This is a genomic window from Sphingobacterium endophyticum, from assembly GCF_009733535.1.
GTDB classification, from domain to species: domain Bacteria; phylum Bacteroidota; class Bacteroidia; order Sphingobacteriales; family Sphingobacteriaceae; genus Sphingobacterium; species Sphingobacterium endophyticum.
In genome coordinates this window covers 83,121-109,280 of record NZ_SMMI01000012.1, presented here as the reverse complement: position 1 = coordinate 109,280, position 26,160 = coordinate 83,121, and the positions used below count along the sequence as shown (strand labels likewise).

The following is a 26,160-nucleotide window of genomic DNA, read 5'->3' as shown; positions in this document are numbered from 1 at the left end:
CGGGATTTTTAAGAAATCCCGCTCTTTTTTTAATCCAATTCTTTATACCATTCGAGATACTTTTCGATAGCTTTCTTTTTATTGTGATCTAAATGATAATCTAAGTTTTCGTTTAGATATTTGTGATAATCAAAATTCGGAAATATTGGAAGTCCAGGAATTACATCATCAGGTCTTGAGATCCCGTCTTCTAAGGCTTCATTGAATTTCTTTTCAAAACTTTCAGGTAATTTTTTATTTGAAACCCAAACAGCATAAGCGAAAGGCAAACCAGTCAGTTCTTTCCAGTAATGCCCCATATCATAGACATATGGAACTTCTTCTTTTTTCCCAAAGGTTCTATCGCCAATTAAAACAAAGGCATCCGCATCACCTTCAGTAATCACCTCTATATCTTTTTTCCAATAATGTTTAAGCAGGATTCTGGCTAATCCATTTGAAGTCCGAGACTGCTTATCTAATAAGAGCGTGTTAATCTCATCAATAGGTTTCTTCGAAAAGATGAAAACCGAATCTACATAATCCAAAGAGCCAATACAGTAGTCGCCAATAAAGTGATATTCTTTTAAATTTGGCAATGCAGCAATAGGAATAATTCCCATATCAGATTCATCTGCAATCACTTTTCTTGCACATTCAGCGGGATAATCCACAGAAAGCTCAATATCATTCATTACATCTGAATTTCTTATTCCCTGTAAAAATGGTAATGTATTGGTATAAGAAACAGCAGATATTCTAATTTTATTCATTGACTAAAAAATCTAAATGCTTTGTATTATAATGGTCAACTATTGTAAAGCTGTTGTTGGAATATTCCAGTTTATATAAAGCCGTATTGGTGTGAGGGAAATCGTCCATATTACATACTGGGGTTTCAGTAAGGTGGCATAGCAAAACTCTTAATGCCCGACCATGCATACAAACAAGAATGGTTTCTTCATCGGGCTGTTTAAGCATATAATCAATGGCTTCTTTTTGTCTATAGACCAGTTGATTTGGTGATTCACCATTTTCAATAGCTAGGTCCAAATTATTATTTCTCCATGAAGCCACTACTTTTTCAAATCCCGACAATATTTCTTCGGTTTGTTCTTGACCTTCATAGATCCCCCAACTAATTTCATCCAAGCCTAAAAGTTGCTCCATGGGAACCCCATGTTTTAAAAATGGCGCAACAGTTTGATGTGTACGAAGTAATGTTGAGGTGTAAATTTTATCAAAAGGGATGGTTTTATAGGAATTGTAGAAAGCCAATGCCTGTTTAATACCATTTTCATTGAGAGGGCTATCTACCCCTCTTCCTTGTACTATTCCTTTAAGATTTAAGTCAGTTTGACCGTGTCGAATGAAATAAAATGTTTTTTTCAATTGAATCCTTTACTTATGAATTGACAACAGGCAGTGAATAATATTGTTTTTTGGGAGCTGAGTCTTCAAAAACAAAATCTTTATAATCAGTTACAACATGATATAAAGTATCTCTCTCAATTGGGTGCCTACCAACATTCTTAATCAAATCAACAAGTTCTTTGGTACTCATTGCAGGAGTTTGTTCTTCAGCACCAGCCATACTGTATATTTTAGTGGTATCATCTAGCGTACCATCAATATCATCAACGCCATAGCTTAGAGACATTTGAGCAGTATTTCTAGAAATCATTGCCCAATATGCTTTAATGTGTGCAAAATTATCTAAGTAAATCCTTGAAATGGCATAATTTCTAAGGTCTTCAACCACAGAAACTTCAGGTACATTATCCATTTGGTTATCTTTATTTCGAAACTTTAATGGGATAAAAGTTTGAAATCCTCCAGTTTTATCTTGCAATTGCCTTAATCTTTCCATGTGGTCTACACGATGCCAAAACTCTTCAATATGTCCATAAAGCATTGTTGCATTTGTATGCATTCCAAGTTTATGTGCCTGTTCATGAATGTCCAACCACTGTTCTGCATTACATTTATCATGCGCAATTTTTTCACGGACCTCAGGATGAAAAATCTCAGCTCCACCACCAGGCATAGAATCTAAGCCACAAGATTGAAGATATTTCATTCCATCATAATGACTAAGCTTAGCTTTTTTGAAAATATAAAAGTATTCAACTGGAGTTAATCCCTTGATATGAAGTTCTGGACGATGGTCTTTACAGCGTTTGAAAAACTCAGCATAGAATTCAAGGTTCTGCTTAGGTACCACCCCTCCTGTAATGTGGACTTCAGTAACCGGTTCATCGTCATATTTCTTAACGATGTCTATCATTGCATCAACATTCATTTCCCAACCATCTGTCCTATTCTTGATCAATCTGGAATAAGAACAGAACTTACAATCATAGACACAAACATTTGTAGGCTCAATATGAAAATTACGGTTGAAGTAGGTGTAATCACCATGTTTCTTCTCGCGGATATAGTTTGCTAAAACACCTAAATACCCTAATTCAGCATTTTCATACAAATAAACGCCTTCATCAAATGTAATGCGCTCATTATTAAGTACCTTTTCTGCAATTAATTTTAATTCTCTTGATAGATTCTTGTCGTTCAATAAAAACGATAATTTTTCTGTTGCTTCCATTTCGCAGTCCTTACTATACAAATGTAGCAAATCATAGCCGTAAATGCTAAAATACCAGCTTTACGCTTCTACGAATTGCTGCATATCGATCAACCTTTTATAGAGGCCATTTTGACCGATCAATTCCAAATGAGAACCAAACTCAACAATTCGTCCCGCCTCCAATACAATGATTTTGTCAGCGTTTTGAATCGTACTTAATCGATGTGCGATTACTACAGTGGTTCTATTTTCCATTAATTTATATAATGAATCTTGAACAAGTCTTTCCGATTCAGTATCCAAGGCAGATGTCGCCTCGTCCAAGAGCATAATTGGCGGATTTTTTAAGACTGCACGAGCGATACATATCCGCTGACGCTGTCCCCCAGACAATTTAGAACCTCGATCACCGATATTTGTCTGATACCCATGCTCTGTACCCATAATAAATTCATGGGCATTTGCAATTTTAGCAGCTTGAATAACTTGTTCCTCTGTTGCCTCCGCATTCGCAAATGCTATATTATTGAAGATGGAATCATTAAACAAAATAGATTCTTGATTGACTACACCGATGATTCTTCTTAATGATTCTTGTTGTAAATCCTTCACATCCATACCATCTACTGATACTGTACCTGCAGTACAGTCCATAAAACGAGGAATTAAATCAACTAAAGTAGATTTACCACCTCCCGAAGGCCCGACAAGGGCAACTGTTTCACCTTTGTGAATCGTTAGGTTAACATTATGCAAAACCTCGTTTTCTTCATAAGCGAAGTAAACATTTTTAAATTCAATTTTACTTTCGAATTTATTAATTTCAATTGCATTTGGCTTATCTGCTACTTGATTTTTCTCGTCTATTAGTTGTAATACTCTTTCCCCAGCAGCGATACCATTATGAATATTACTAAAAGCATCTGTTAATGCTTTAGCGGGACGCATAACTTGGGAGAAAATAGCGATATATGCGATAAATTCTGAAGCTTCTAAGTCTCCTTGTCCACTAAGGACCAAATGGCCACCATATAATAGAATTACTGCTACCATACCGACGCCCAATAATTCAGAAACAGGAGAACCCATCTGTTGACGACGAACCATCCTTCTATTTATTTTGGCATATTCGTCGTTTTCAGCATTGAACCTACCTTTAATAAATTCAATCGCGTTAAATGATTTGATAATTTTAATACCAGATAAGGCCTCTTCCAATAGGGTTATCATATTGGCATAGATCTTTTGCCCTTGTTGCGCCTGATGTTTTAATGTTTTAACAATTTTAGAAATAAAAAATGCCGATACAGGAATGACCAACAGAGAAAACAAAGTAAGTTTTGCTGATATTAAGAAAAGCATTATTACATAAGCAATCAGTTGTAAAGGTTCTTTGAAAGCCACTTGCAATGTTCCTGTGACAGAAAATTGAACAACTTGTACATCAGAGGCTATTTTAGATATAATATCGCCCTTTCTTTGATTGGAGAAATAGCCCAAATGTAAATTCATTACATTATCAAAAACAGATTTTCTAAGATTCAATAAAGTATGAATTCTCAGATTTTCCATAATTCTTTGGGAGAGATACCTAAATAAATTGCTAACAAAAACCGAAATCACAATGACAATACAGATGTATTTTAAAGCATCATATGGTCCCAGTCTGTTATTCAAATCATAGGCAAAATAATTGAAATACCCCATTACATCAGTAAATCCATCTGGCTTTGCAACAGGCTCAATAACAGCATCCTGAGAATTAAAGAGGGTATGTAAAAGGGGGGCTAATAATGCTAAATTCAAGGTGCTAAATACCACCATTATCAAAGTACATATGATATAAGGAATAGCATATTTTTCTATTGGTTTCGCAAACGAAAGTAGTCTAAAGTATGTCTTCATGCAGATTACTAAGATTACAAATGTAATAAAAAATGTAACCTATGTCTGTTTTCAGGATCCAAGGCATGAAAATGTTGCAAATAAATGTCAATAAATAATCTGGTACGGAGGATCAAATCTTGTTGAAATAAACAATTTAATGATTCCCTGAATGAGGAATATTAGTTTTCGTAATAGAGATAATTTTCTTTAGTAACTATATCGATAGGCATATATTGCAGTTTAACCACTTTACGCTTTGCTATGAAATATTCATACAGTGCCAAGAATGCTTTATACCCTTGTTCCAATGGTTTTTGGCAAATTAAGAAATCGATAATCCCATCTTTTAAATATTCGATATTTCGAGTATGATAACCATTTCCAACAAGCTTAATATGCTTAATTTGATTTTCTTTTAAATATCGTGCAACTAGATATGCTCTAGAATTAGTAATATATATTAGTTTAGGATTGTGAATTAATAAATAATCTGACATAAATGCAGCGAATTCATCATAATCAGATATTTCAACATTAAAGCTTGAAATTGAACAATTATTATTGTTACTTAAAAATCCTTGTTCAAATCCCTTAATCTTTTCTTCGAGGTTTAGAATGGTATCTTTTTGTTTAACGATATTCAACACAAGCATTTCTTCATTAGGCTTGATTAAATATTGACATAAATGTCCAACCACCCTACCAGATTGAACCAGATCCTGTCCTATATAACTGAGCGGCTGTACAGAAGGGATTTGAGATTCAATAAATACAAATTGGATTCTCTTCTCAACACACTTAGCTGCAAACTCTCTAGTTTCATTGATAAAAAATGGAGCGACAATAACTCCATCAATGGGTTTATTTAACAATTGATCACTTTGTTCGATGAAACTTATTCTATTATCACGTTCAAAGAAATAATATGTTAATTCGACACCAAAATCACCAAATTCTGCTAAAGCTTCCTGAATACCAGATATTGGAGCATTCCAATTCTCAGCTTCTGAACATTCTTTTGGAATAAGGATACCAAATTTATACACTCTTTTGGATGCAAGACGTTTAGCCAAGATATTTGGCTTATAATCCATTTCTTTTATGATGGATAATATCTTTTCTTTTGTCTTTTGTGCTACACCAGTTCTATTATGTAGCACTCTATCAACCGTTGCAATGGAAACGTTTGCCCTTCGAGCAATCTCTTTAACTCCTGATAGTTCGGATACTTTCATACGTGTTAATAATTGAAGAAAATATTTTATTTAAAACTGTAATAAACAAACGTTTAAACGAAAATACACTTTTATATCAGTAAATGTAATTTTCTTTTAAATTAATTTTCACTTTTTTAAAAATATTAATATTGGTTATGAATTATAAATTATACATTTTTTCTCAACAAGCATAATTATTTATATTAAATGTTCTTTATTTTAATTTTAAATAGATGTTTAACACATTAAATTAAGTAATCTAAATAAACAATCATCAAGATTTTATTTAATCAATAGCGCTTAAATGATTTATTACATAATAAATCAAAAGGAATACAAGCAAAAGCCGAATGCTTTAAATTTTCCTAATAATTATTTTTAACAACTTATTAAGACATAAATAGTTTTTATTAATGGCTTAAAATACTTTTGATTTGGTTTTCTGTTAAGGGTAATAAATCATTTTGGAAAGAATCATAATAATTTCAAAAAGAGGCTTTATTATTTAATAGAAATGGAATAAAACCATTAAGATTTTATAATTTTAACGGCAAATAAAATTAATAATGGAATTAGAAGTAGCGAAACGACTTCAACGAACAGAAGAATACTATTTTTCTAAGAAGTTGCGGGAAATCGACGAGATGAACAGGAATGGTGCCCAAGTCATAAACTTAGGTATCGGCAGTCCTGATCTGCCTCCTCATCCTGAAGTAATAAAAACGCTTCAAGAGCAGGCAGCATTAGCAACTACTCATGGCTATCAAAACTATAAAGGAGCTCCGGCCCTTAGAAAAGCCATGGCAGATTGGTATGCTCGATATTATCGTGTTACTCTAAATCCAAATACGGAAATATTACCCTTAATCGGCTCGAAAGAAGGTATCGTCCATATATGTATGACCTACCTTCAAGAAGGTGATCAAGCTCTTATTCCAAATCCTGGATATCCAGCATATTCTAGTGCAGTAACTATTACGGGTGCGACACCTGTAACCTATAAACTCAATCCAGAAAATAATTGGATGCCTGATCTAGAGGAATTGGAAAAAACAGATCTTACAGCGGTAAAGCTTATGTGGATCAACTACCCACATATGCCTACTGGTACTTTGGCAAGCCCTGAACTCTTTGAGAAGATCATCGAATTTGGACGTAAGCATGGAATATTAATATGCCATGATAATCCATACAGTTTTATTTTAAATGATCATCCAAAAAGTATTATGGAAGTTCCTCATGCCATGGACATTGCAATAGAGCTTAATTCTTTGAGTAAATCGTCGAATATGGCTGGCTGGAGAATAGGAATGTTAATTGCAGATGAGAACAGAATTGCTCAGATTATGAGATTTAAAAGCAATATGGACTCAGGAATGTTTCTTCCTATGCAGTTGGCAGCAGCGAAAGCATTAAGCTTGGATAAGGAATGGTACACGCAATTAAACCAAGAATACACAATCAGACGTGATAAGGTTTTTGAAATCATGGATCTACTTAATTGCAGCTATGACATCAATCAGGTAGGTCTCTTTGTATGGGCTAAAATCCCGTCAGGTTTTGAGAATTCCTACCAATTATGTGACAATGTACTTTATAAAGCACATGTCTTCATTACACCTGGAGTAATATTTGGAACAGCGGGCGAACAATTTATTAGGATTAGCCTTTGTGCAAAAGTTGAGGTTTATGAATTGGCCATAGAAAGGATTAAAAAATCTTTGGTTTAATTCTTTGAAAAAAATTTAATTACTGAATTCTTATAATAATGAATATAGCAATTGTCGGTATAGGTTTAATCGGTGGTTCCATCGGTATCCGGCTTAAAGAAACCAATTTTTTCGACAAAATAATAGGAGTTGAAAAAAGTGAGGCAAACCAGAAAAAAGCTTTACAACTTGGGTTGGTGGATGAAATCCAAACCTTGGAAGAAGCAATGAAATCCTGTAAAATAATCGTTCTTACAGTACCTGTTGATGCCATCATGATGATGCTTCCTAACTTATTAGATATAGCAACTGATCAAGTTATAGTAGATATGGGATCGACAAAATCAAATATCTTAAATTTAATAAAAGATCATCCAAATCGCGGCAGATATGTAGCAGCCCATCCAATGGCGGGAACTGAATATTCAGGTCCAGAGGCTGCAATACCTAATTTATTTAAGGATAAAATGATGGTTTACATTGAAGCATTTCGCTCCGATGAAGATGCTTTTGAATTGGCAGACTCATTGACTGAGCAGTTGGAAATGCAGACTTCATTTATGACTGCTGAAGAACATGATATGCATACGGCCTATGTTTCCCATATCTCACATCTTACATCATTTGCACTTGCATTAACGGTATTAGAAAAGGAAAAATCTCAAGGGCGCATTTTTGAACTTGCAGGATCAGGTTTTCAGTCAACAGTACGTTTGGCCAAATCCTCTCCCGATATGTGGACTCCAATCTTTAAACAGAATAGGTCCAATGTTTTGGAGGTATTGGAAGAACACATTAAACAGCTGCAGCATATTTACAACAAAATTGAGACTGAAGATTATGAAGCAGTTTATAAATGGATAAAAAAATCCAATAAAATAAAACGTATCATAAAATAAGGACTATGTTGGAAAGAAAAACTTTGAGCAATGAATTGGTAAAATTAATCCCCATGATCAAGAATGATTATGAATGGGTATTTGCCGCAGCATCAGATCCTGAAATCTGGGAACAACATCCTGATAGTACTCGGTATACTCCGGTAGGATTTACCCGATATTTTCAGAAACTTATCGATACGGATATCCCCTATCTTATTCTGGATGCTAAAACCGATAAAGTAATTGGAGCAACTTCTTTTTACCAATATGATAGGCATGAAAAGTCTATAGCAATTGGATATACGTTTTTAGGAAAAGAGTTTTGGGGTGGAGAATATAATCAATCTGTAAAAAACTTAATGATGGATTTTGCTTTTGAAACTTTAGATAAAGTGATTTTCCATGTGCGTTCTGGAAATATTCGCTCTCAAAAAGCCCTTGAAAAAATTAAAGCAATCAAGGAAGGCGAAACAGAACAAAAAGAGGGAATACAATTCAATTATGCTATCTACAAGAAAGATAGATAACAATATTATCATATAAAAGCCCCTCAAAAATGAAGGGCTTTTATTCTTTTTGTCTTAACCATTGCTTCTTTCCATCAAAACCATCAACATCAAGCTAAGGACAAACCTTTCGTCATCTACTTCTTTATCAGTCAACTTATTGACTTTAAATTTCCTTCCAAAAAAAGATGGCTCTTTAATTATTTCAAACATAGGTTCATCCAAATCATTTCTTAATATATAAGATGGATTAAAGAAATATCCAGATAGCATTCCAACAATTGGTAATTCGCCAAATAACCCGTCCCAAAGCTTCACCCATGGATTCTTTTCTTTAATGGTATGATCTAATCGATCTTCGGCATCCATTAAATTAAAAGTTGATCGCCATAAGGATTTTATGGATTTCCTCCGTACCTTCCCAACAACCCGTCCACTATTGTCTGAAATTGTAAAAGTCTGTTGAAAGTCTATCAATTTATTAGAGCGTAATTCATATATTAATTCGGCTTTACTTTCATCTCTGTAAACCATAATATGATCTCTCCAAGTAAAAATTTTCTCCCTAACGTAGTAGATACTATTGCCAATTGCATCAGTAGCAGAAAAATCATTCGCTAAACTCGTTATCCGAAATTTAAAATGTAATGGATATTGTAAGTCCTTCATAAAATAAAAATAGAAAAATGATAGCTAAGAAATGTAGAAGATGAAAATTATAATAATTTTATCTGTTCAATTCACTTAAACCTAATATTACCATAACAAATCAATAACACATTCTGCATAATTTAGTAATTCTTTTTATTCTTATTTTTAATAAGTACTTACAGAGCTATGCTCAACAAAAAATCAGATTTTGTAAAAATGAAAATTAAACCATATTTATTACTCTTAGGGCTCACGACGGGTCTAAATTTATCGGTAGAAGGTCAAACCTTTCCTATCACATACCTTCCCAATGCACATTCACATAATGATTATACACGTAACAATCCTTTTAATCAAGCATACGGACTTGGTTTCGGATCTATTGAGGCTGATCTATTTTTAAAAGATGGTGATTTATATGTAGCTCATGATGCCCATGAAATAACAAAAGAAAGAACGTTCAAAAAACTCTATCTAGAGCCTATTTTAGAAGCTTATAAAAATAGTAAAACGGGATATTTATTCCCAAACAATGGGCAATTACAGCTATTGATCGATCCTAAAACGGAAGGTGCTCCAATTTTAGTGAAATTGACGGAAATGCTAAAACCCTATCGGGATCTTTTTGATAGTAAAAATAATCCTAAAGCTGTAAAACTTGTGATTAGTGGTAATAGACCCAATCCTGTGGATTTCCCTAAATATGATGAGATATTTACTTTTGATGGCAACCTTAGTGAAACCTATAGTCCAAAAGATTTAGAAAGAATTGGATTGATTTCGGCCTCATTTGGTTCAATTTCAAAATGGAATGGCCTAGGAAGGTTAACAGACAGGGATTTAAAAATTGTAAAAGCAAAAGTAGATTCGGTCCATCAAATAGGAAAAAAGATTAGGTTTTGGGCAGCTCCTGACAGCAAAACAACCTGGTATGAGTGGCAAAAAATGGGAATCGATTTTATTAATACCGATAAGCCATTTGAGTTGAGTGAATTTTTAAGGAATGAATCCAAAACATCCTATCACGAAAGTGCCCCACATATTCCCTATAAAATAAAAGATTCAGTACAGTTAGGGTTAAAGCCAAAGAATATTATTTTATTGATTAGTGATGGAGCAGGATTATCTCAACTATGGTCTGCTGCCATGGCAAATAGAGGCCAATTAAATGTTCTTAACATGCCCTTTACGGGATATTTAATTACTCAACCGACCGATAACTATCATACAGATTCAGCTGCTGGTGGTAGTGCTATTGCGACAGGTCATAAAACCAAAAACAGACATATTGGTGTGGATAGTCTTGGAAATTCTGTTCCGAATATTCCTGACCGACTTGCAAGCATTGGAATTTCATCAGGAATAGTTTCGAATGATGAAATTACTGGAGCTACCCCGTCTGCATTTTATGCACATGTAAGCGAACGTGACCAAGCTGACAGTATTGCAAACGACATCGCAAATAGTAATCTGAAACTAATCATAGGCGCTAAAAGCGAATCTTTCAAAAGCGAAAAATCAAATCTGACTTCTAAATTGGAAGCTAAAGGATTTGAAATAGTAGAAGGAATTAATAAACTCTCAAACATTAAATCAAAAAAAGCTTTGGTTTTCTCTGAAGATTTGGTTGATCATAAATGGAACAAACTTGACGAGGATCAATCAGCCATCACAACATCATATCGATTAATTGAACATGCCCTACAACCTTCCATTACTTTCTTATTAAAAGACAATCCAAAAGGTTTTTTTCTGATGATTGAAGGTGCAAAAATAGATGGCGGTGGACATAGCAACTCACTTGGGTTCAGCGTTTCAGAATACCTAAGTTTTGATCGATTGGTAGGTCAAGCTTTAGAGTTTGCAGAAAAAGATAAAGAAACATTAATTATAGTAACCTCTGACCATGAAACCGGCGGATTAACTCTTTTGGATGGGGATCAAAAAAAAGGCAATGTGTTGGGTAATTTCGCGACAAACGACCATACCGGTATTCCTGTTCCTTTAATGGCTTTTGGCCCTGGAGCAGAAAAGTTTCAAGGGTTCCTTGACAATACGCAATTAGCAAAGATTATATATGAATTAAAAGGTGTAAAATAAATAAAGGGCTAACGCCCTTTTTATTTTATTCCTTTTAATACTTCCATTTAAGTTTATCAAACACCTTAGACCAAAGCCATATTGGACCAATTGTTAGCAAATTGAGAAAAGAAGCAGTACCCTTTTTCCATTTGGTACTCATGAAGAATAAACCTATTAAACCAATTATTGCTAAAATGGAACAGACTAGAATAACTGTAGGTCCTCCATCACGTTCAACATATTCTAATTGAACGATAAAATAACTCATAATCCCGATCGTAAAAAGAACAGCATATGATAAAGTGGGAGCTAATTTCAAATAACAATAAATGACAATCGCAATGAAAAAGGAACCCCAGTTAAGAAATGTATGAGCATTCATCTTTACCAAAAAATCTAATTGAGGGAAGGGAATCATCCAAATCAAACCCATTATGGCAAAGAAAGATAAGAATAGAAATATAGCATACACTATTAAATTTCCATTTCCATAAGTCTGATCTAACTCGTAAAAATGTTTCTCTACAGGTCTGGAAAATTCTGGTTTTTTATTAATATCAATCCCCTTTTTCTTCATGCCTGCAAAGTTAATTAATATTGCTAAACTATTTACCTTTTCTATAGGCATAATAAAAAACAACCGGTAATATCGAGAACGATAATATTAAGCAAATTAATAATCCACCTACAATCATAATGGCTAATGGTTTTTGAATTTCGGAACCCATACCATGAGAAAGTGCAGCAGGCAATAGCCCCATAGATCCCATCAAAGCAATCATTACGATAGACCTAATTCTACTTTTTACTCCCAAATCTATCGCTTCTAACAATGATTTCTTTTTTAAATATTCTTTCATGACTGCTATAAGAATTATTCCATTTATCGTATTAACTCCAAATAGAATTATTAATCCAATACCTGCCGAAATTCCAAAGATAGTACCCGTAATCCATAAGGATAGAAAGCCACCAATAAATGCAAAGGGTATCGTTATGGCTGCGATGGCTGTATCTTTCATATTTCCAAAATTACTATATAGCAAAAGGAGAATAAGAATTAAGGAAATTGGAATCACAGTCATTAATTGCTTTGTTGCGCGCTCTTTGCTTTCAAACTCCCCTGCCCACTCCATGTAATTTTCCTTTGGTAATTTAATTGAGCTTTCCACCACTTTTTTTGCTTCATCTATGGTACTTCCAAGATCTCTCCCGGAAATACTGAAACCAATACCTATATATCTGCTATTTCCTTCTCGATAAATAAAGGCGGGACCAGTCACATAACCAATTGAAGCAATTTCCTGTAAGGGAATGTTTTCTCCTGTACTCGTCGGAATAAGAATATTACCGATTTTTTCAGGTGTATCTCGATATTCTTTACTAAATCTGAGTACAACATCAAATTGCCTATCATTTTCATAAAATTTTGTGGCAGCCTGTCCTCCGATAGTCATGGCAATTACCGCCTGAACATCTTTCGTAAAAACCCCGTATTTAGCCATTTTCGAGTCATGAAGCTGAATCCTTAACTCTGGTAATCCAATATTTTTATAAACATTGATATCTGTAATTCCTCGAACTTTTTCTATTGCCAACGCAACCTGGCTGGCATAATCTTCGAGTTTATATAAATCATCACCAAAGATTTTAATGACCAGCGAACTTTTTACCCCTGCAACATATTCTTCCACATTGTCTTGGATAGGTTGACTAAATCCGAAATTAATACCTGGATATTGTCCCAATTTATCTCTTAACTCCTGAATAATCTCTTCTTTATCTAGATTACGCTTCCAATCCTTTTCATTTTTTAACTGTACATTGAATTCTATATTAAAAAATCCTGTTGGATCCGTTCCGTCATTTGGTCTCCCAGTCTGGGTTAAAATAAAATCAATTTCAGGACAACTTTCGACCATCAATGCCTTCATCTCTTTTGTTAATCGACTAGATTCATCTAGATTGATGCTGTTTGGAAGTGTTGCGCGAATATAAATTGCACCTTCATTCAGTTGGGGAAGAAATTCGGAGCCATAATTCATGAATTTAAAAATGCATAAACTGAGTATCCCTATAAATAGTCCTAATGTTACCCTCTTAAATTTTAATGAATAATGATATAGCCCATAAATGGTTTTATTGAAAAACTTAGTTATGAAATTTTCTCTTTCTTCCATACCCTTCGTAAACAACAATTTGCACATTGCAGGTACATAGGTCAAACTCAATATCAGCGATCCTAAAAGGGCATATCCTAAAGTAAACGCTAAGGGAGTAAACATTTTTCCTTCGACTTTTTGGAATGAAAAAATCGGCAATAACGCAACAATTAAAATCAATAAGGCAAAGAAAATATAGGAAGCTACACTACCAGCACTTTTCTTTATTACCCCCATCTTACTCATCTTGGCAAATCTTTCTGGTCCTACTCGATGAGATAAAGTTGCTAATGCCACAAAAACTGTTTCAACTATGACCAAAGTACCTTCAAGCAACAATCCAAAATCCAAGGACCCCATTGAAATTAAATTCGCCGGAAGTCCCTGAATTTTTAACATTATTATTGCAAAAAGAAATGATAACGGAATTACAGAAGCAACAATAAATGTTGATTTCCAATTATATAAAAAAATAAAAACAATCAGTGAGACCAATAGAACCCCTTCAATAATATTTTTCGAAACCGTTTTGACAGTGCTGTTGACCAAAAGGGTTCGATCAACCGCTGTTTCAATTTTCACAGTTTCAGGAAGTGTCCGAGAATTTAATTCAGCAATTTTTTCCTTCAAACGTACAATAACCTCCGAAGGATTCTCTCCACGTAACATCACGACTATCCCTTCAACAACATCTTCTTCATCATTAAAACCCACTTTACCCAGCCGTGGTTTATTCGAAACAACAACTTCCGCAACGTTTTTTATTAGAACAGGTGTGGAACCATTTAATTTAACTGTAATGTTTCCTATATCTTCAATTTTATCCAACAACCCCACTCCTCTTACAACATAAGCTTGGTCTCCTTGTTGAATGACATCACCACCAACATTGATGTTAGATTTAGAAACTGCATCAAAAACATCTAATGGCGTAAGGTTGAAATTCTTTAATTCTGTAGGATTGATTGTAATTTCATAGATTTTCTCCTCTCCGCCAAAACTAATAACATTGGCAACCCCTGGAACAGCTAACAATTCCCTCTCAATTACCCAGTCCTGGATTGCAGAAACTTCCTTTATAGGCAAATCACTTTTTAAAATATATCTAAAAATCTCACCTGTCGCTCCTGATGGTGGCTCTACAGAAACGTCGGTGTCTTCCGGCAAATCTATAGCACCTAATTTATTGGATACATATTGCTGAGCATAGAAATCTTCAACCCCATCTTCAAACTGAACGGTAACAACAGACAACCCAAACAAAGAAATTGACCGTATATTTGATTTCTTCGGAATGCTATTCATTATTTTGGATATGGGAAGTGTGACTAACTTCTCAACCTCCTCAGCACTCCTACCAGGCCATTGCGTAATAATCCTTGCCCTTGTGTTTGTTACATCAGGAAAAGCCTCAACAGCAGTGCGGCTTAACGCAAATATTCCCCCAAACAATAACGCCAAAGTCGCAAAAAGAATAAACGTGGTATTCTTTAAGGAAAAGGTAACTATATTTTGAACAAACTTTTTCATCCTTATTGATCCCTCAGTTGTTCAAAAATTAATAATGCATTGGAATTAATAAGTTTTATAGGACCTGGATACTCCCCGGAAACATAAGTATACTCCTCATTACTTGAAAAGATATCAACTTTCTTTGCCTCAATGTTGCAGTCACTATGATATATAAGCATATAGTTTTCATTATTACTGAACAATAAGGAATTGTTGGGAACTGCTAATGCACTTCCGGAGGTACTTTTTTTATCAATTATGATATCAGCACTTAAGCCTGGCATTAAATTTAAATTTTGGTTCTGAAGAACAACCCTAGCCTTCATCACATGCTCCTTAGCATCAAATACATTGTATATTTTATCTATTGTTCCTGTATAAACCTGATCTGGATAGGCAATTGTTCTAACTTTAACCTGATCACCAGTATGGATATATCTTAAATTACTGGCATAGACGTTTAACATAACCCATACTTCATTTAAATTAGAAATGGAAAATAATGGATCACTATCATGAGTAATAATTTGGCCTTGGCTAATATCCTTTTGAATTATAAACCCATTTTTTGGAGCTAGGATTTGAAATGTTCCGTTACCCACTGCATGGTAAAGCTCTAAAGATTGATTGATTCTGTTCAATTCAATCCTAACACTTTCTAATTCATGTTTTACCTGCAGCAATTCAGGTTCTGAAATCATTCCGTCGTTCAAAAGGTCCTGTTTAGTCAGAAGAAGCTTTTCCAATAGACTAATTTGGTTTTGTTGTGCTTTTTGCTGTTGGAATAGGCTTTGAATTTCTGTTGATTTAATAATCGCAAGGACCTGCCCCTTTTTTACTTGGTCACCGAGTTCAAAATTCACTCGTTCAACAACCCCAAGAAGGAGACTACGAAAAGTTACGAGATCATTCTCATTATATTCAATCTTTCCAGATAATGTCAATTGTTCAACAATAGGTCTAACCGTTGCCTCTATAATATTAGTTGATTTCTTGAGCTGTTGATTTAGACAGAAGGTTTTGTTTTCTAAAACAATTTCTTCTTTATGTTGCTGGCTGCGATTGCAGCCAAAGCAACATACTAGAAGAGTGGTAAAAACTATGGGTAATCTTTGTATAATATTCATTATATATCTTTTCCAATCGTGTATTGTAATTCCTCGAAGGTGATGAGGTATTTTTCCGTTAATTCCAAATATGCCTGCTGGGCTTCTCTAAACACCTGAGAAAAGTCGATGAATTCTAACAAAGTCACCTGTTTCTCGTTAAGATATTTTATGTAGTTCTCCAGGACTTTACTGTGCTCATTCTCTGAATTGATTTTCCAATCTTTGAGATTCTTTCTAAAAAAATTCAATTGATTGCATAGCTTGTCTACTTCATTTGAAATTTCATTTTCCTTACTTAAGTAGGTAGCTTGATTCTGTTGAACCTGCAACTTTGCAGATTGTATATTCCCCTTATTTCTATTAAATAACGGGAGGTCAATATTAGCTCCAACTCCGATGAAATTGTTCATCACATTTCCACCTCTTTCATAATTCATCAATACATTGATATTTGGAATCTTTTGGGCTTTTTCTAATACCACCTGTTTTTCTGAAATGCTAATTTCATTCTTAATAGCCTGTAAACTTATGTTTTGATCATAAACCTTATCCTTTAAATGCAATGGAATAGGTGTTTCGATAATCTTGTGAGAATCATCAAAATTTAATTCTGCTAATTGAAGGTTTGGATTTTGGGTAAGAATTCTCAATTTCTGAATTTTCTCATTTTTCTCAGCCAAAAGATCGACCAGCTCTTTTTGAATTCCTATCAATTCCGTATTGACACGGATATAGCTGACATGAGAAACATGTTGTTTGTCAGATTGAATTTTATATTGGTCATTCAACTGAGAGAATAAATGGTAGACAGAGTTTAACTGTTCTTCAGCAAGTTGAATTCTGCCAAGGCTATGGAAGTTAGTCCTTAATTCCAATTTCAATTGCCTCAGCAGTTCTTCAAACTCAAATTGTGCTGCATTTCTTTCTAAGGATTTAATTGCTATTCGCTTTTTTCTTTTCCCTGCGGTCTCTATCAGCTGCTGAATATCCATGTTGATTTGTTGCTTACTTCCGAAATTACCAATGACATTAGGCATGGTTTCAAATGATTTGTTTGACCATAGATTAATGTTATCGACCGTTAAACTCGGGTTTTGCCAAAGTTTCTCTTGAACAATAAGCGCTTCAGCTTTACTGATATTAAATTTATTGGCAATAAGTTGTAAATTATTCTGCAAGAATTGAGATTCCAAATCCTTCAGGGAAAAGGTCTGTGCCTTTAGCTGACTAAAGAAACATATAAAAACAAATAATAGATAATAATTCCTCACCTCAAAAAGTTTATGCAAACCTAAAGGTTGCACATTAAGGTGATTTTTAAATTAGATTAGAATTTGATTAGAATTTTAGAATAACCTGAGTTTTACCTTCTTCACTACTTATTTCGAGATTTATTTTATGCAATGAAAAAATGATATTTGCCATGGATAAGCCAATACCTTTACCAGAATATTTTTTTGTGTTTTCGGCTCTATAAAAATTCTCTTTGACTTTCTGAAGATCTTCTTTGGGAATTCCTATTCCATTGTCAATAATCGAAATTATTAAATTTCCATTTGCCTCGGTTATTAAAATAGATACTTTACCATTATCAGAATATTTAATCGCATTTTCTATAATATTATTAAATGCAAGTTCTAATAATTTTTCATTCCCCTCCCACTCCAATAACTTCGTGTTTTCCACTTGAATATTGACCTCAACATTGGCCTTGAAATATAAAATGGCATTTTCTATAACCTGCCATATGATTTCATCTATCCTTATTTTTGAAAAATCAAAGCTTGTTTTGGCTCCAGACAATAGCATCATATGCTCCAAGGTCTCTTGCAAATCATTGGTATATTGCTTAAGTTGAAGTATAACATCTTCATACTCTTCTTTATTCCTTTCTCGTTTATTAGTAACCTCCAGTGTTCCCATCAGCGCTGTAATTGGCGACCTTAACTCATGAGAAACAAAATCAATAAAATTCTTTTGAACATTGAAAGTCTGTGATATGCGGTCTACAAATAGATTGTATGTATCCACCAAATCTTGGATCTCAGAATAGGAACGCTCCAAATGAATCGGTTTATGGAAATTGCGGCTATCTCTATCCTTAATTTGGCTAATGACATCAATAATTGGCTGATAAGCTATTTTTCCAAGAAACCTCGAAAAAAAATAAATGATTAATAATCCTATAAAAAATGAGATGATTAATATTTGCAGTAGGGAATGCATCTGATTGTTAAAACTTTCTTTAGGATCCCTGGTAATAATAACAAAATCACCTTCATTATCTTCGTAATAAATACCGTTATAAAAAAAATCGGATGTAGTAAAAAAGGAATTCTTTTCGTTTCTAACTTTTAATATAAAATCTAGGGAAATATCCGAAATACTTGCCATGGCCCCAGCTTTTTTATGGCTTAAACTATCAAATACAGCTATATTACTTCTTGATATGGTCTTTTGCAATTGCCTTTGGATGTTCTCATGCTCAAGACTACTCAATTCATCCCGCTCCAAATAATAAATAGCAGCTAACAAAGATTTGCTCTCCAAAGCACTTTGTTCAGATTTCTCCATTTGAACGAAATAGGAAAAGTAAATAACAACCGAAATTAATAGTGTAAGTACGCTAAAAATTAATATTGAATATAATGCTAACCTATCTTTTAATTTCATGAATCATTTCTAAACATATAACCTACCCCTTTTATGGTTTCAATGAATTTCTGGTTCGAAGTATCTATTTTATTTCGTAAATAAGAGATATATACATCCACCACATTGGTATGATTATTAAATGTAATGCCCCATACGGCATTTAATATCTGCATCCTGCTAACTGTTCGATTTCTATTTTCAATCAAGTACATTAATAACTTATATTCTCTTGGGGACAATTCAACAAGTTCTTGATTTAAATAGACTTTGTACTGATCGGTATCAATTTGAAGATTTGCAATTTCAATTATTGGACTTTTAGGTTCATCAAATATTTCATATTGCCTTCTTCGTGTCAGAGCATTTATTCTAGATAGCAACTCTTCAAAATGAAATGGTTTGGTCAAATAATCATCGGCCCCATAATCGAGGGAAGAAACTTTATCCTGAACTGAATTTAAAGCACTTAGCATCAGGATCGGAGAATAAACTTGCTTGTATCTTAGTGTTTGAATTAATTGAATTCCGTCAATACCTGGAAGCATAATATCTAGAATAATAACATCCCATTTGGTTTTCAAATATTCTTCGTTCAAAGCCTCTTCAGCACTTTTGCATAACGTAACTAGAAATCCACTCTCTTCCAACCCTTTTATTAAAAAGGAACTAATTCTAAAATCATCTTCAACAACTAATATCTGCATAGCCTCTAAATTGTTCAAATTTAACTATTTATATGCATTATTAATTCAAAGAATAACGATTCTAATCAAATTCTAATAATGAAGAAGGCCCATCGAATGGATGGGCCTTAAAATATTCTGAAAACTTTAGTTCTTATTTCGCGTATGAAACAGATCTAGTCTCACGTATAACGGTCACTTTAATCTGACCTGGGTAGGTCATTTCAGTTTGAATACGGTTTGAAATATCTGCTGCTAAGATTTCAGCTTGAGCGTCAGATACTTTCTCGCTTTCAACAACAACACGTAATTCACGGCCAGCCTGAATAGCGAAAGTCTTTTCAACTCCTGGGTATGATAACGCTAAATCTTCAAGCTCTTTCAAACGCTTGATATAGCTTTCAACAACCTCACGTCTAGCACCTGGACGAGCACCGGAAATAGCATCACATGCCTGTACTACGGGAGAAATCATGGATGTCATTTCTATTTCATCATGGTGAGCACCAATCGCATTACATACATCCGGATGTTCTTTATATTTCTCAGCTAACTGCATTCCCAAGATTGCGTGTGGCAATTCTGGGTTATCATCAGGCACCTTACCGATATCATGTAATAGACCTGCTCTTTTCGCATGCTTTACATTTAAACCTAATTCAGCTGCCATCGTAGCTGCAAAATTTGCAACCTCACGGGAGTGCTGTAGTAAGTTTTGACCGTATGAAGAACGATAACGCATTCTTCCAACCATTCTGATCAATTCTGGATGCAACCCGTGAATACCTAAGTCAATTACAGTTCTTTCACCGATTTCAACGATTTCATCTTCAATTTGAGTACGCGTTTTCGCAACAACCTCTTCAATACGTGCTGGGTGGATACGACCATCTGTTACTAATCTATGTAAAGACAAACGAGCAATCTCACGACGTACCGGATCAAATCCAGAAAGAATAATTGCTTCAGGAGTATCGTCTACAATGATTTCAACACCAGTAGCAGCTTCTAATGCACGGATATTACGTCCTTCACGTCCAATAATTCTACCTTTAATTTCATCGTTCTCAATATTAAAAATTGAAACCGTATTTTCAATTGCAGATTCAGTAGCAGTCCTTTGAATCGTTTGAATAACCACCTTCTTAGCTTCTTTAGAAGCAGTTAATTTAGCCTCGTCAACAATGTCTTTAATCTGAATAATAGCCTGAGATCTTGCTTCTTCACGTAATGAATTTACCAATTGTTCTTTAGCCTCATCAGCAGACAAACCAGCAATACTTTCTAATTGCTTAATATGCTGACCTTTAAGTTGCTCTACTTCTTCTTTTTTCTTATCATTGAATTCAATCATTTGATCCAATTTCTTGGTTTTGCTATCTAAATCTTGTTTTTCACGATTTAAATTTTCCATTTTTTGGTTCAATGATTGCTCTTTTTGACGGATAGTATTCTCCTTTTGAGATATTGTATTATTCTTTTGGTTTACTTCCTTTTCATGTTCAGCTTTTAATTGCAAGAACTTTTCCTTAGCCTCCAACTGGCGCTGTTTTTTATTATGTTCTGCTTGCTGCTCAGCATCCTTAATGATTTGGGCAGCCTTATCATTCGCGGATTGTTCTTGCTTTTTGAATAACATCTGTAATAGATATCGTCCAATAAATACACCCACAACCAGCGAAATTATTATTGATATAGTAGTTGTATACTCCATTTGTGATTATTTATAATTTATTATGTTAATGTAATAGCATTTATTCCAAAAAAAAACCGCAATTAAATCAATCAGGTACCAAGTATTATTAAACTTCGATTACACATGATTTGAGCGTATGATCATGACCTAGATGGCTTTCGCAAAATGGCCTACATCTTTGTTATTGCTCGTGATATTGAAGCGTTAAGTTTAAAATAGTGACAACCCGAATTTAATTGCGGCAAATTCGTCGTTACAAGCTCTAAATTCTAAGAACGTAAACGTATTATTTTTTAAAGAACTCTGTAAGTATATTATCTAGTTCATGAATGGAATTTTCAATACCTGAATCTTGGTTTTGGCTTTTCCTCTCAGCTTTTATCATCCCTGTTGCATATTGTAATACGCACATTGACAATAGATCTTGCTTATCACGAACCGCATAATTGTCCTGCAGTTCTTTTATTTTTTCGTTTATTAGCTTTGCGGCGTATCTTATTACCTCTTCCTCCTCCGTTTCAACACGTAAAGGATACACACGATCAGCGATATTTATTTTTATGGAAATCTCTCCCATTTTCTTTGAGCTTAATAACGTTATAAGTCTGTTCTTCTCCTATCCCCTCTATTTCAATAGACTTATACATTTGTCTATTTCTCGCACAAAATCGTTAATTTTTCGTTTTGTGTCAAGTACTTTTTCATTTATAGCATCTTTATCGATCTCTGAACTATCTAAAGTTTTAGCAACTGCCAAGGCTTTCACCTTGTCTTCCAACTGCTTAACCTTATCAGAACTGGTATCAAAGGCAACTTGCAATGATTGAACTTCTAACTTTAACAAATCATTCTCCTCTTGCAAGGCTTCACACAATTGAATAAGATTTTTCGTTTTCTCAACGATAATATTCATTTGGGAAGATAATGACGCCATAGTTTCTCGCAATTAATTTATATAGAATTAGCGCACTGATGCACCTACTTCTTTCTCAAAGTTAATAATTAATTTTTGAATTATAGCATCAATTTGTTTGTCCGTTAGCGTTTTTTCTTCATCCTGAAGCACAAAACTTAACGCGTAAGACTTTTTACCTTCAGGTAATTTATCCCCCTTGTAGACATCAAAAATCTGAACGTCTTTTAATAATTTTCGCTCAGTCTTATTGGCAATCAATCTCAATTGCTCAAACGTAATGGAATCATCCAGCAATAGAGCTAAATCTCTCCTTACAGAAGGGAATTTAGATACTTCCTTATAGGTAATTTTATTCTTCTTTATAACCTTAACCAATAAATCCCAGTCAAACTGTGCAAAGAATACAGGTCCATCAACATCTGCTTTCTTTAAATTAGTCTTAGAAACTGCACCAAAACTTACCAATACCTTCTCACCTTTTCGGTAAGACAATCCGTAATCAAAGTAAGAACCCTCATAATCTTCAATTCTTATCCCATCTACTTTTAGCCTGTTGATTATGCCATCTACAGCTGACTTGATATCATAGAAATTGACGATACTATTTGTACTGTTCCATTGCTCCTGCTCCTTTTTACCTGCAATCGTCAATGAAAACAATTGTTTCTCAACGTATGTGCCATCTAATAAATTATATGACCTACCGTATTCAAAAACCTTTAAATCTCCATTCTTGCGTTTTTGATTATAGCCAACAGCAACTAATGCTGAAAACAATAAGTTCTGACGCATGACATCTAAGTCACTACTTAATGGATTTAATAATTTCACAGCAGTTTCAGGATTTTCTAGGTAATCATCCTTAGTCAATGAGTTGCAAAGAATCTCTCTATAGCCGTTAGAAATTAGAAGATCAGCAACTTGATTTAATACAACTTCCTTATCGGGTTTCTCTGAAGTATTTAAAGAAGCTTTAATCTGAGTTTTTAGCTCAATATTATTATAACCGTAGATTCTTAAAACCTCCTCAACAACATCAATTTCACGGATTACATCCACTTTATATGGTGGAACTAATACATCAAATCCTTCTTCAGTTTCATTTTTGAGTTCTATACCTAAACTAACAATAATGTCCTTAATCGTATCGGCTGGAATATCCTTTCCAATTACTCTCTGAACATTCCTGTAGGATACTGGAAATTCAAAAGGCTTTATAGGATTCGGGTAGATGTCAACGATTTCAGAGGAAACCTCACCTCCAGATACTTCTGCAATTAAAATAGCAGCTTTCTTAAGTGCTTCAACGGTGATATCAGGATTTGTACCACGCTCAAAACGAAAAGATGAATCTGTTTTTAATGCATGTCTTTTAGATGTTTTTCTAACTGAAACGGGATTGAAATAAGCTGATTCTAAGAAAATCGAAGTAGTTGCCTCAGTCACTCCTGAATATTCCCCACCGAATACACCTGCAATACACATAGGCTTTTCAGCATCTGCGATTACCAAATCTTCGGCAGATAATTTACGTTCAACAGCATCTAAAGTCTTAAACAATTCTCCCTCTTTTGCTTTTCTTACAACAATTTGATTTCCAGCAATTTTATCCTGGTCAAATGCATGCAATGGTTGACCTAAATCATGCAATATGTAATTGGTAACATCAACAATATTGTTGATAGAACGAACACCAATCGCTTTTAATTTATTTCTCAACCACTCAGGTGATTCTCCGACTTTAATATTTTTGATGTTAACACCTGAATATCGCGGTGCGTCTTCTAATGAATCAACCTGTACAGTGGTTCCTTTCGTTGAATTGGATGCAAAAGCTCCCAATTCCAATGCTTTTACATTTAATCTGAAATAAGCCGCTAAATCCCTTGCAACACCTAAATGCGAGGCTGCATCAGCGCGGTTAGGGGTTAATCCTATTTCATAACAGAAATCATCTTCCATATTGAAATAGGTTTTCACCAAACTTCCAATTTCAGCATCTGCAGAAAGCTCAACGATTCCGGCATGTGAAGTCCCTAAACCAATCTCATCCTCACCGCATAACATTCCTTCAGACACTTCTCCACGTATTTTTGATTTTGTAATCTTAAAGGATTCGCCATTTGTTGGATAACAGGTCGTTCCTACCTGTGCAACGATGACCTTAAGTCCTACGCGCACATTTGGAGCACCACAAACTATATGTAATAATTCTGGACCTCCAACATTGACTGTGGTAACCTTCAACTTATCAGCATTGGGATGCTGTTCACAGGTAATGACTTCACCTACAACTAAACCTTCCAAACCGCCCGGAATACTTTGTTCTACTTCCAAAGATTCAACCTCCAAACCAATATCTGTCAAGATTAAGGAAAGTTCTTCCGGTGTTTTGTTTATATCAATAAAATTCTTTAACCAATTATAAGAAATTCTCATCGCTACATTTTTTCAAGACACAAAGATAGGACTTTGTGACCTAAATGCACAGGTTTTTTAGAGTATTATCAGGAATTACCCGAAATTCAAAAACCAAAGCAAACGAGCCAATTTAGAAATGAAATTTCTAATAAAATTTTTATATAAAGAGATTAATTCAATAAAGGTATTTAACTAATTAATTTTCAAGACCGCATAGTCTTTCTAAATACTGAAAATTAATACCAAAATAGGATTTCAAACTTTTGATTTTTTGTTTAATTTCTGCTTGTTTGATAGAGTCAATTTCTTTCTTTACCGCTACGATCATCACATTTTTGGGTGTATGTTGATCGGAAATAAATTGCATTACTTTCGTCTCATAGCCATAATATTCTAAGATTAAGGCCCTGATGCTATCAGTAAGCATTTCAGCGTGACGCTCTAAGAAAATGCCATATTTAGTCATAAAATCCAAATCATTCTTAACCCGCACATTTTCCAATTCACGGCGCACTTGCTTATGGCAACAAGGGGCAACAACAATAAGAGAAGAGTTATCCGAAATACCTTTAAAAATAGCATCATCCGTTGCTGTATCGCAAGCATGTAATGCGATCAATACATCTATAGCGTTTGAAGGTTTGTAATTCTCAATGCTACCTTCTTCAAATGATAGGCCTTCAAAACCTGCATTCAATGCTACCTGATTACAAAAGTCCACCAGATCCTTTCTAAATTCTACTCCTACAACCTTACTATCACGCTGTAAAGTGTTTTTTAAATAGTCATATAAAGCGAAAGTTAAATAACCCTTACCCGCCCCCATGTCAACAATATTCAGCTGCCTTTCAGGTAAGGAAATTAAGGAATTACTTAACAGCTCGATATAATGATTGATTTGCTTCCACTTATCTTGAGCATTTTTATAAACTTTACCTTCAGCATCCGTTAAGTTTAATTCATGCAAATAGGCTTTTCCTGAGTCTGTTAGCTTTCTCTCCTTTTGCTTATCATGATTCAATGATAGCGGAGTCCTTTGCTGAACTTTTTCACTTTGAACACGCCATTCTCCCTTCTTATTCATTTGAAAGACCATATTCTCATCTAGTAATTGAAAATTCACGAGTCTAAATCCTTTAAATCCAGCTTGTGATTTTAGTTCCTCAATTGCAGCTTCAACTGTATAATTCTTGGTAATATCTTTGGTTTGATATCTATAGATAAATGAAAGAAGAAGCTCATTCTTGATCATCACTGGCTTAATGTATAGATTATTTAAATTGGTCTCAATTCCTCTATAGTTTCCTAAAGATATTTTAACCAATTTTTTATTTTGTACAAGAGCATCAATTTCATCTAAAAAATCATTAAAAATAGACATAGCAAAAAAATTATATCTGCAAAGATAGTCAACCGAATGAAACAATTACAGCGAAGTAATTTCAAATCATTGAAATAAGCTATGTTTAACCAATTTTTGAATTGTTTATTTAGGCTTTCTTAGCCA

General features: G+C 34.1%; 21 protein-coding genes. 4 read left to right on the top strand and 17 right to left on the bottom strand.

Features of this window, described 5'->3' with window-relative positions; translation table 11 throughout:
• Nucleotides 1-29: 29 nt before the first annotated feature.
• The 5 genes from E0Y80_RS14965 to E0Y80_RS14945 all read right to left on the bottom strand — a co-directional run bounded on the left by E0Y80_RS14965 (nucleotide 30) and on the right by E0Y80_RS14945 (nucleotide 5,688).
• Nucleotides 30-752, bottom strand: a complete 723-nt coding sequence (locus tag E0Y80_RS14965) for a menaquinone biosynthetic enzyme MqnA/MqnD family protein (RefSeq protein ID WP_156308478.1) — start codon at nucleotides 750-752, stop codon at nucleotides 30-32.
• The gene (locus tag E0Y80_RS14960) at nucleotides 745-1,371 is read right to left on the bottom strand and encodes a histidine phosphatase family protein (protein WP_156308477.1); all 627 of its coding nucleotides are present in this window, start codon (nucleotides 1,369-1,371) and stop codon (nucleotides 745-747) included. The genes E0Y80_RS14965 and E0Y80_RS14960 overlap by 8 nt, the downstream gene beginning before the upstream one ends.
• Nucleotides 1,372-1,384: 13 nt before the next feature.
• Nucleotides 1,385-2,584: an aminofutalosine synthase MqnE gene (gene mqnE, locus E0Y80_RS14955; RefSeq protein ID WP_156308476.1), complete on the bottom strand. Its 1,200-nt coding sequence runs from the start codon at nucleotides 2,582-2,584 to the stop codon at nucleotides 1,385-1,387.
• Nucleotides 2,585-2,644: 60 nt separating this feature from the next.
• Entirely contained in the window at nucleotides 2,645-4,471 is a 1,827-nt protein-coding gene (locus tag E0Y80_RS14950) for an ABC transporter ATP-binding protein (protein ID WP_156308475.1), read from the bottom strand.
• 161 nt (nucleotides 4,472-4,632) lie between these two features.
• A complete protein-coding gene (locus E0Y80_RS14945) occupies nucleotides 4,633-5,688 on the bottom strand; it encodes a LacI family DNA-binding transcriptional regulator (RefSeq protein WP_156308474.1) in 1,056 nt (351 codons plus the stop codon).
• A 548-nt stretch (nucleotides 5,689-6,236) separates the two neighbouring features.
• Between E0Y80_RS14945 and E0Y80_RS14940 the strand changes: the two genes are divergently transcribed.
• Genes E0Y80_RS14940 through E0Y80_RS14930 form a run of 3 tightly spaced genes read left to right on the top strand, consistent with a single transcriptional unit; the run spans nucleotide 6,237 to nucleotide 8,787 of the window.
• Nucleotides 6,237-7,400: a pyridoxal phosphate-dependent aminotransferase gene (locus E0Y80_RS14940; RefSeq protein WP_156308473.1), complete on the top strand. Its 1,164-nt coding sequence runs from the start codon at nucleotides 6,237-6,239 to the stop codon at nucleotides 7,398-7,400.
• 38 nt (nucleotides 7,401-7,438) lie between these two features.
• Entirely contained in the window at nucleotides 7,439-8,278 is an 840-nt protein-coding gene (locus E0Y80_RS14935) for a prephenate dehydrogenase (RefSeq protein WP_156308472.1), read from the top strand.
• Nucleotides 8,279-8,283: 5 nt separating this feature from the next.
• Nucleotides 8,284-8,787 (top strand): GNAT family N-acetyltransferase, encoded by a 504-nt coding sequence (locus tag E0Y80_RS14930; RefSeq protein ID WP_156308471.1) that lies wholly within the window; start codon nucleotides 8,284-8,286, stop codon nucleotides 8,785-8,787.
• A gap of 54 nt (nucleotides 8,788-8,841) precedes the next feature.
• On the opposite strand, the gene E0Y80_RS14925 is transcribed toward E0Y80_RS14930, so the two are convergent.
• Nucleotides 8,842-9,435: an LURP-one-related family protein gene (locus E0Y80_RS14925; protein WP_156308470.1), complete on the bottom strand. Its 594-nt coding sequence runs from the start codon at nucleotides 9,433-9,435 to the stop codon at nucleotides 8,842-8,844.
• A 198-nt stretch (nucleotides 9,436-9,633) separates the two neighbouring features.
• Between E0Y80_RS14925 and E0Y80_RS14920 the strand changes: the two genes are divergently transcribed.
• The gene (locus E0Y80_RS14920) at nucleotides 9,634-11,517 is read left to right on the top strand and encodes an alkaline phosphatase (protein ID WP_197091616.1); all 1,884 of its coding nucleotides are present in this window, start codon (nucleotides 9,634-9,636) and stop codon (nucleotides 11,515-11,517) included.
• 34 nt (nucleotides 11,518-11,551) lie between these two features.
• On the opposite strand, the gene E0Y80_RS14915 is transcribed toward E0Y80_RS14920, so the two are convergent.
• The 11 genes from E0Y80_RS14915 to E0Y80_RS14865 all read right to left on the bottom strand — a co-directional run bounded on the left by E0Y80_RS14915 (nucleotide 11,552) and on the right by E0Y80_RS14865 (nucleotide 26,034).
• Nucleotides 11,552-12,076 carry a hypothetical protein gene (locus tag E0Y80_RS14915; RefSeq protein ID WP_156308504.1) on the bottom strand — a complete coding sequence of 175 codons (525 nt, stop codon included), beginning with the start codon at nucleotides 12,074-12,076 and terminating at the stop codon, nucleotides 11,552-11,554.
• A gap of 28 nt (nucleotides 12,077-12,104) precedes the next feature.
• Nucleotides 12,105-15,191, bottom strand: coding sequence for an efflux RND transporter permease subunit (locus E0Y80_RS14910; protein ID WP_156308468.1), 3,087 nt, complete (start codon nucleotides 15,189-15,191; stop codon nucleotides 12,105-12,107).
• 2 nt (nucleotides 15,192-15,193) lie between these two features.
• Nucleotides 15,194-16,300, bottom strand: a complete 1,107-nt coding sequence (locus E0Y80_RS14905) for an efflux RND transporter periplasmic adaptor subunit (RefSeq protein ID WP_156308467.1) — start codon at nucleotides 16,298-16,300, stop codon at nucleotides 15,194-15,196.
• Nucleotides 16,300-17,553 carry a TolC family protein gene (locus E0Y80_RS14900; RefSeq protein WP_197091615.1) on the bottom strand — a complete coding sequence of 418 codons (1,254 nt, stop codon included), beginning with the start codon at nucleotides 17,551-17,553 and terminating at the stop codon, nucleotides 16,300-16,302. Before E0Y80_RS14900 ends, E0Y80_RS14905 begins: the two co-directional genes overlap by 1 nt.
• Before the next feature lie 67 nt (nucleotides 17,554-17,620).
• Complete coding sequence (locus E0Y80_RS14895) at nucleotides 17,621-18,856, bottom strand: sensor histidine kinase (protein WP_156308465.1); 1,236 nt, start codon at nucleotides 18,854-18,856, stop codon at nucleotides 17,621-17,623.
• 95 nt (nucleotides 18,857-18,951) lie between these two features.
• Nucleotides 18,952-19,659 carry a response regulator transcription factor gene (locus E0Y80_RS14890; protein WP_231596061.1) on the bottom strand — a complete coding sequence of 236 codons (708 nt, stop codon included), beginning with the start codon at nucleotides 19,657-19,659 and terminating at the stop codon, nucleotides 18,952-18,954.
• A gap of 115 nt (nucleotides 19,660-19,774) precedes the next feature.
• Nucleotides 19,775-21,334 carry a ribonuclease Y gene (gene rny / locus E0Y80_RS14885; protein ID WP_156308464.1) on the bottom strand — a complete coding sequence of 520 codons (1,560 nt, stop codon included), beginning with the start codon at nucleotides 21,332-21,334 and terminating at the stop codon, nucleotides 19,775-19,777.
• 268 nt (nucleotides 21,335-21,602) lie between these two features.
• Complete coding sequence (locus E0Y80_RS14880) at nucleotides 21,603-21,893, bottom strand: cell division protein ZapA (RefSeq protein WP_156308463.1); 291 nt, start codon at nucleotides 21,891-21,893, stop codon at nucleotides 21,603-21,605.
• A 48-nt stretch (nucleotides 21,894-21,941) separates the two neighbouring features.
• Nucleotides 21,942-22,250, bottom strand: coding sequence for a hypothetical protein (locus E0Y80_RS14875; RefSeq protein ID WP_156308462.1), 309 nt, complete (start codon nucleotides 22,248-22,250; stop codon nucleotides 21,942-21,944).
• Between the two features lie 27 nt (nucleotides 22,251-22,277).
• Complete coding sequence (gene pheT / locus E0Y80_RS14870) at nucleotides 22,278-24,671, bottom strand: phenylalanine--tRNA ligase subunit beta (protein ID WP_156308461.1); 2,394 nt, start codon at nucleotides 24,669-24,671, stop codon at nucleotides 22,278-22,280.
• 178 nt (nucleotides 24,672-24,849) lie between these two features.
• Complete coding sequence (locus tag E0Y80_RS14865; RefSeq protein ID WP_156308460.1) at nucleotides 24,850-26,034, bottom strand: class I SAM-dependent methyltransferase; 1,185 nt, start codon at nucleotides 26,032-26,034, stop codon at nucleotides 24,850-24,852.
• Nucleotides 26,035-26,160 lie beyond the last annotated feature (126 nt).

Coding starts and splice junctions, on each gene's coding strand:
- E0Y80_RS14965 (WP_156308478.1), bottom strand. CDS start 752: ATGAATAAAATTAGAATATCTGCTGTTTCTTATACCAATACATTACCA.
- mqnE (WP_156308476.1), bottom strand. CDS start 2,584: ATGGAAGCAACAGAAAAATTATCGTTTTTATTGAACGACAAGAATCTA.
- E0Y80_RS14950 (WP_156308475.1), bottom strand. CDS start 4,471: ATGAAGACATACTTTAGACTACTTTCGTTTGCGAAACCAATAGAAAAA.
- E0Y80_RS14945 (WP_156308474.1), bottom strand. CDS start 5,688: ATGAAAGTATCCGAACTATCAGGAGTTAAAGAGATTGCTCGAAGGGCA.
- E0Y80_RS14940 (WP_156308473.1), top strand. CDS start 6,237: ATGGAATTAGAAGTAGCGAAACGACTTCAACGAACAGAAGAATACTAT.
- E0Y80_RS14935 (WP_156308472.1), top strand. CDS start 7,439: ATGAATATAGCAATTGTCGGTATAGGTTTAATCGGTGGTTCCATCGGT.
- E0Y80_RS14930 (WP_156308471.1), top strand. CDS start 8,284: ATGTTGGAAAGAAAAACTTTGAGCAATGAATTGGTAAAATTAATCCCC.
- E0Y80_RS14925 (WP_156308470.1), bottom strand. CDS start 9,435: ATGAAGGACTTACAATATCCATTACATTTTAAATTTCGGATAACGAGT.
- E0Y80_RS14920 (WP_197091616.1), top strand. CDS start 9,634: ATGAAAATTAAACCATATTTATTACTCTTAGGGCTCACGACGGGTCTA.
- E0Y80_RS14915 (WP_156308504.1), bottom strand. CDS start 12,076: ATGAAGAAAAAGGGGATTGATATTAATAAAAAACCAGAATTTTCCAGA.
- E0Y80_RS14910 (WP_156308468.1), bottom strand. CDS start 15,191: ATGAAAAAGTTTGTTCAAAATATAGTTACCTTTTCCTTAAAGAATACC.
- E0Y80_RS14905 (WP_156308467.1), bottom strand. CDS start 16,300: ATGAATATTATACAAAGATTACCCATAGTTTTTACCACTCTTCTAGTA.
- E0Y80_RS14895 (WP_156308465.1), bottom strand. CDS start 18,856: ATGGAGAAATCTGAACAAAGTGCTTTGGAGAGCAAATCTTTGTTAGCT.
- rny (WP_156308464.1), bottom strand. CDS start 21,334: ATGGAGTATACAACTACTATATCAATAATAATTTCGCTGGTTGTGGGT.
- E0Y80_RS14880 (WP_156308463.1), bottom strand. CDS start 21,893: ATGGGAGAGATTTCCATAAAAATAAATATCGCTGATCGTGTGTATCCT.
- E0Y80_RS14875 (WP_156308462.1), bottom strand. CDS start 22,250: ATGGCGTCATTATCTTCCCAAATGAATATTATCGTTGAGAAAACGAAA.
- pheT (WP_156308461.1), bottom strand. CDS start 24,671: ATGAGAATTTCTTATAATTGGTTAAAGAATTTTATTGATATAAACAAA.
- E0Y80_RS14865 (WP_156308460.1), bottom strand. CDS start 26,034: ATGTCTATTTTTAATGATTTTTTAGATGAAATTGATGCTCTTGTACAA.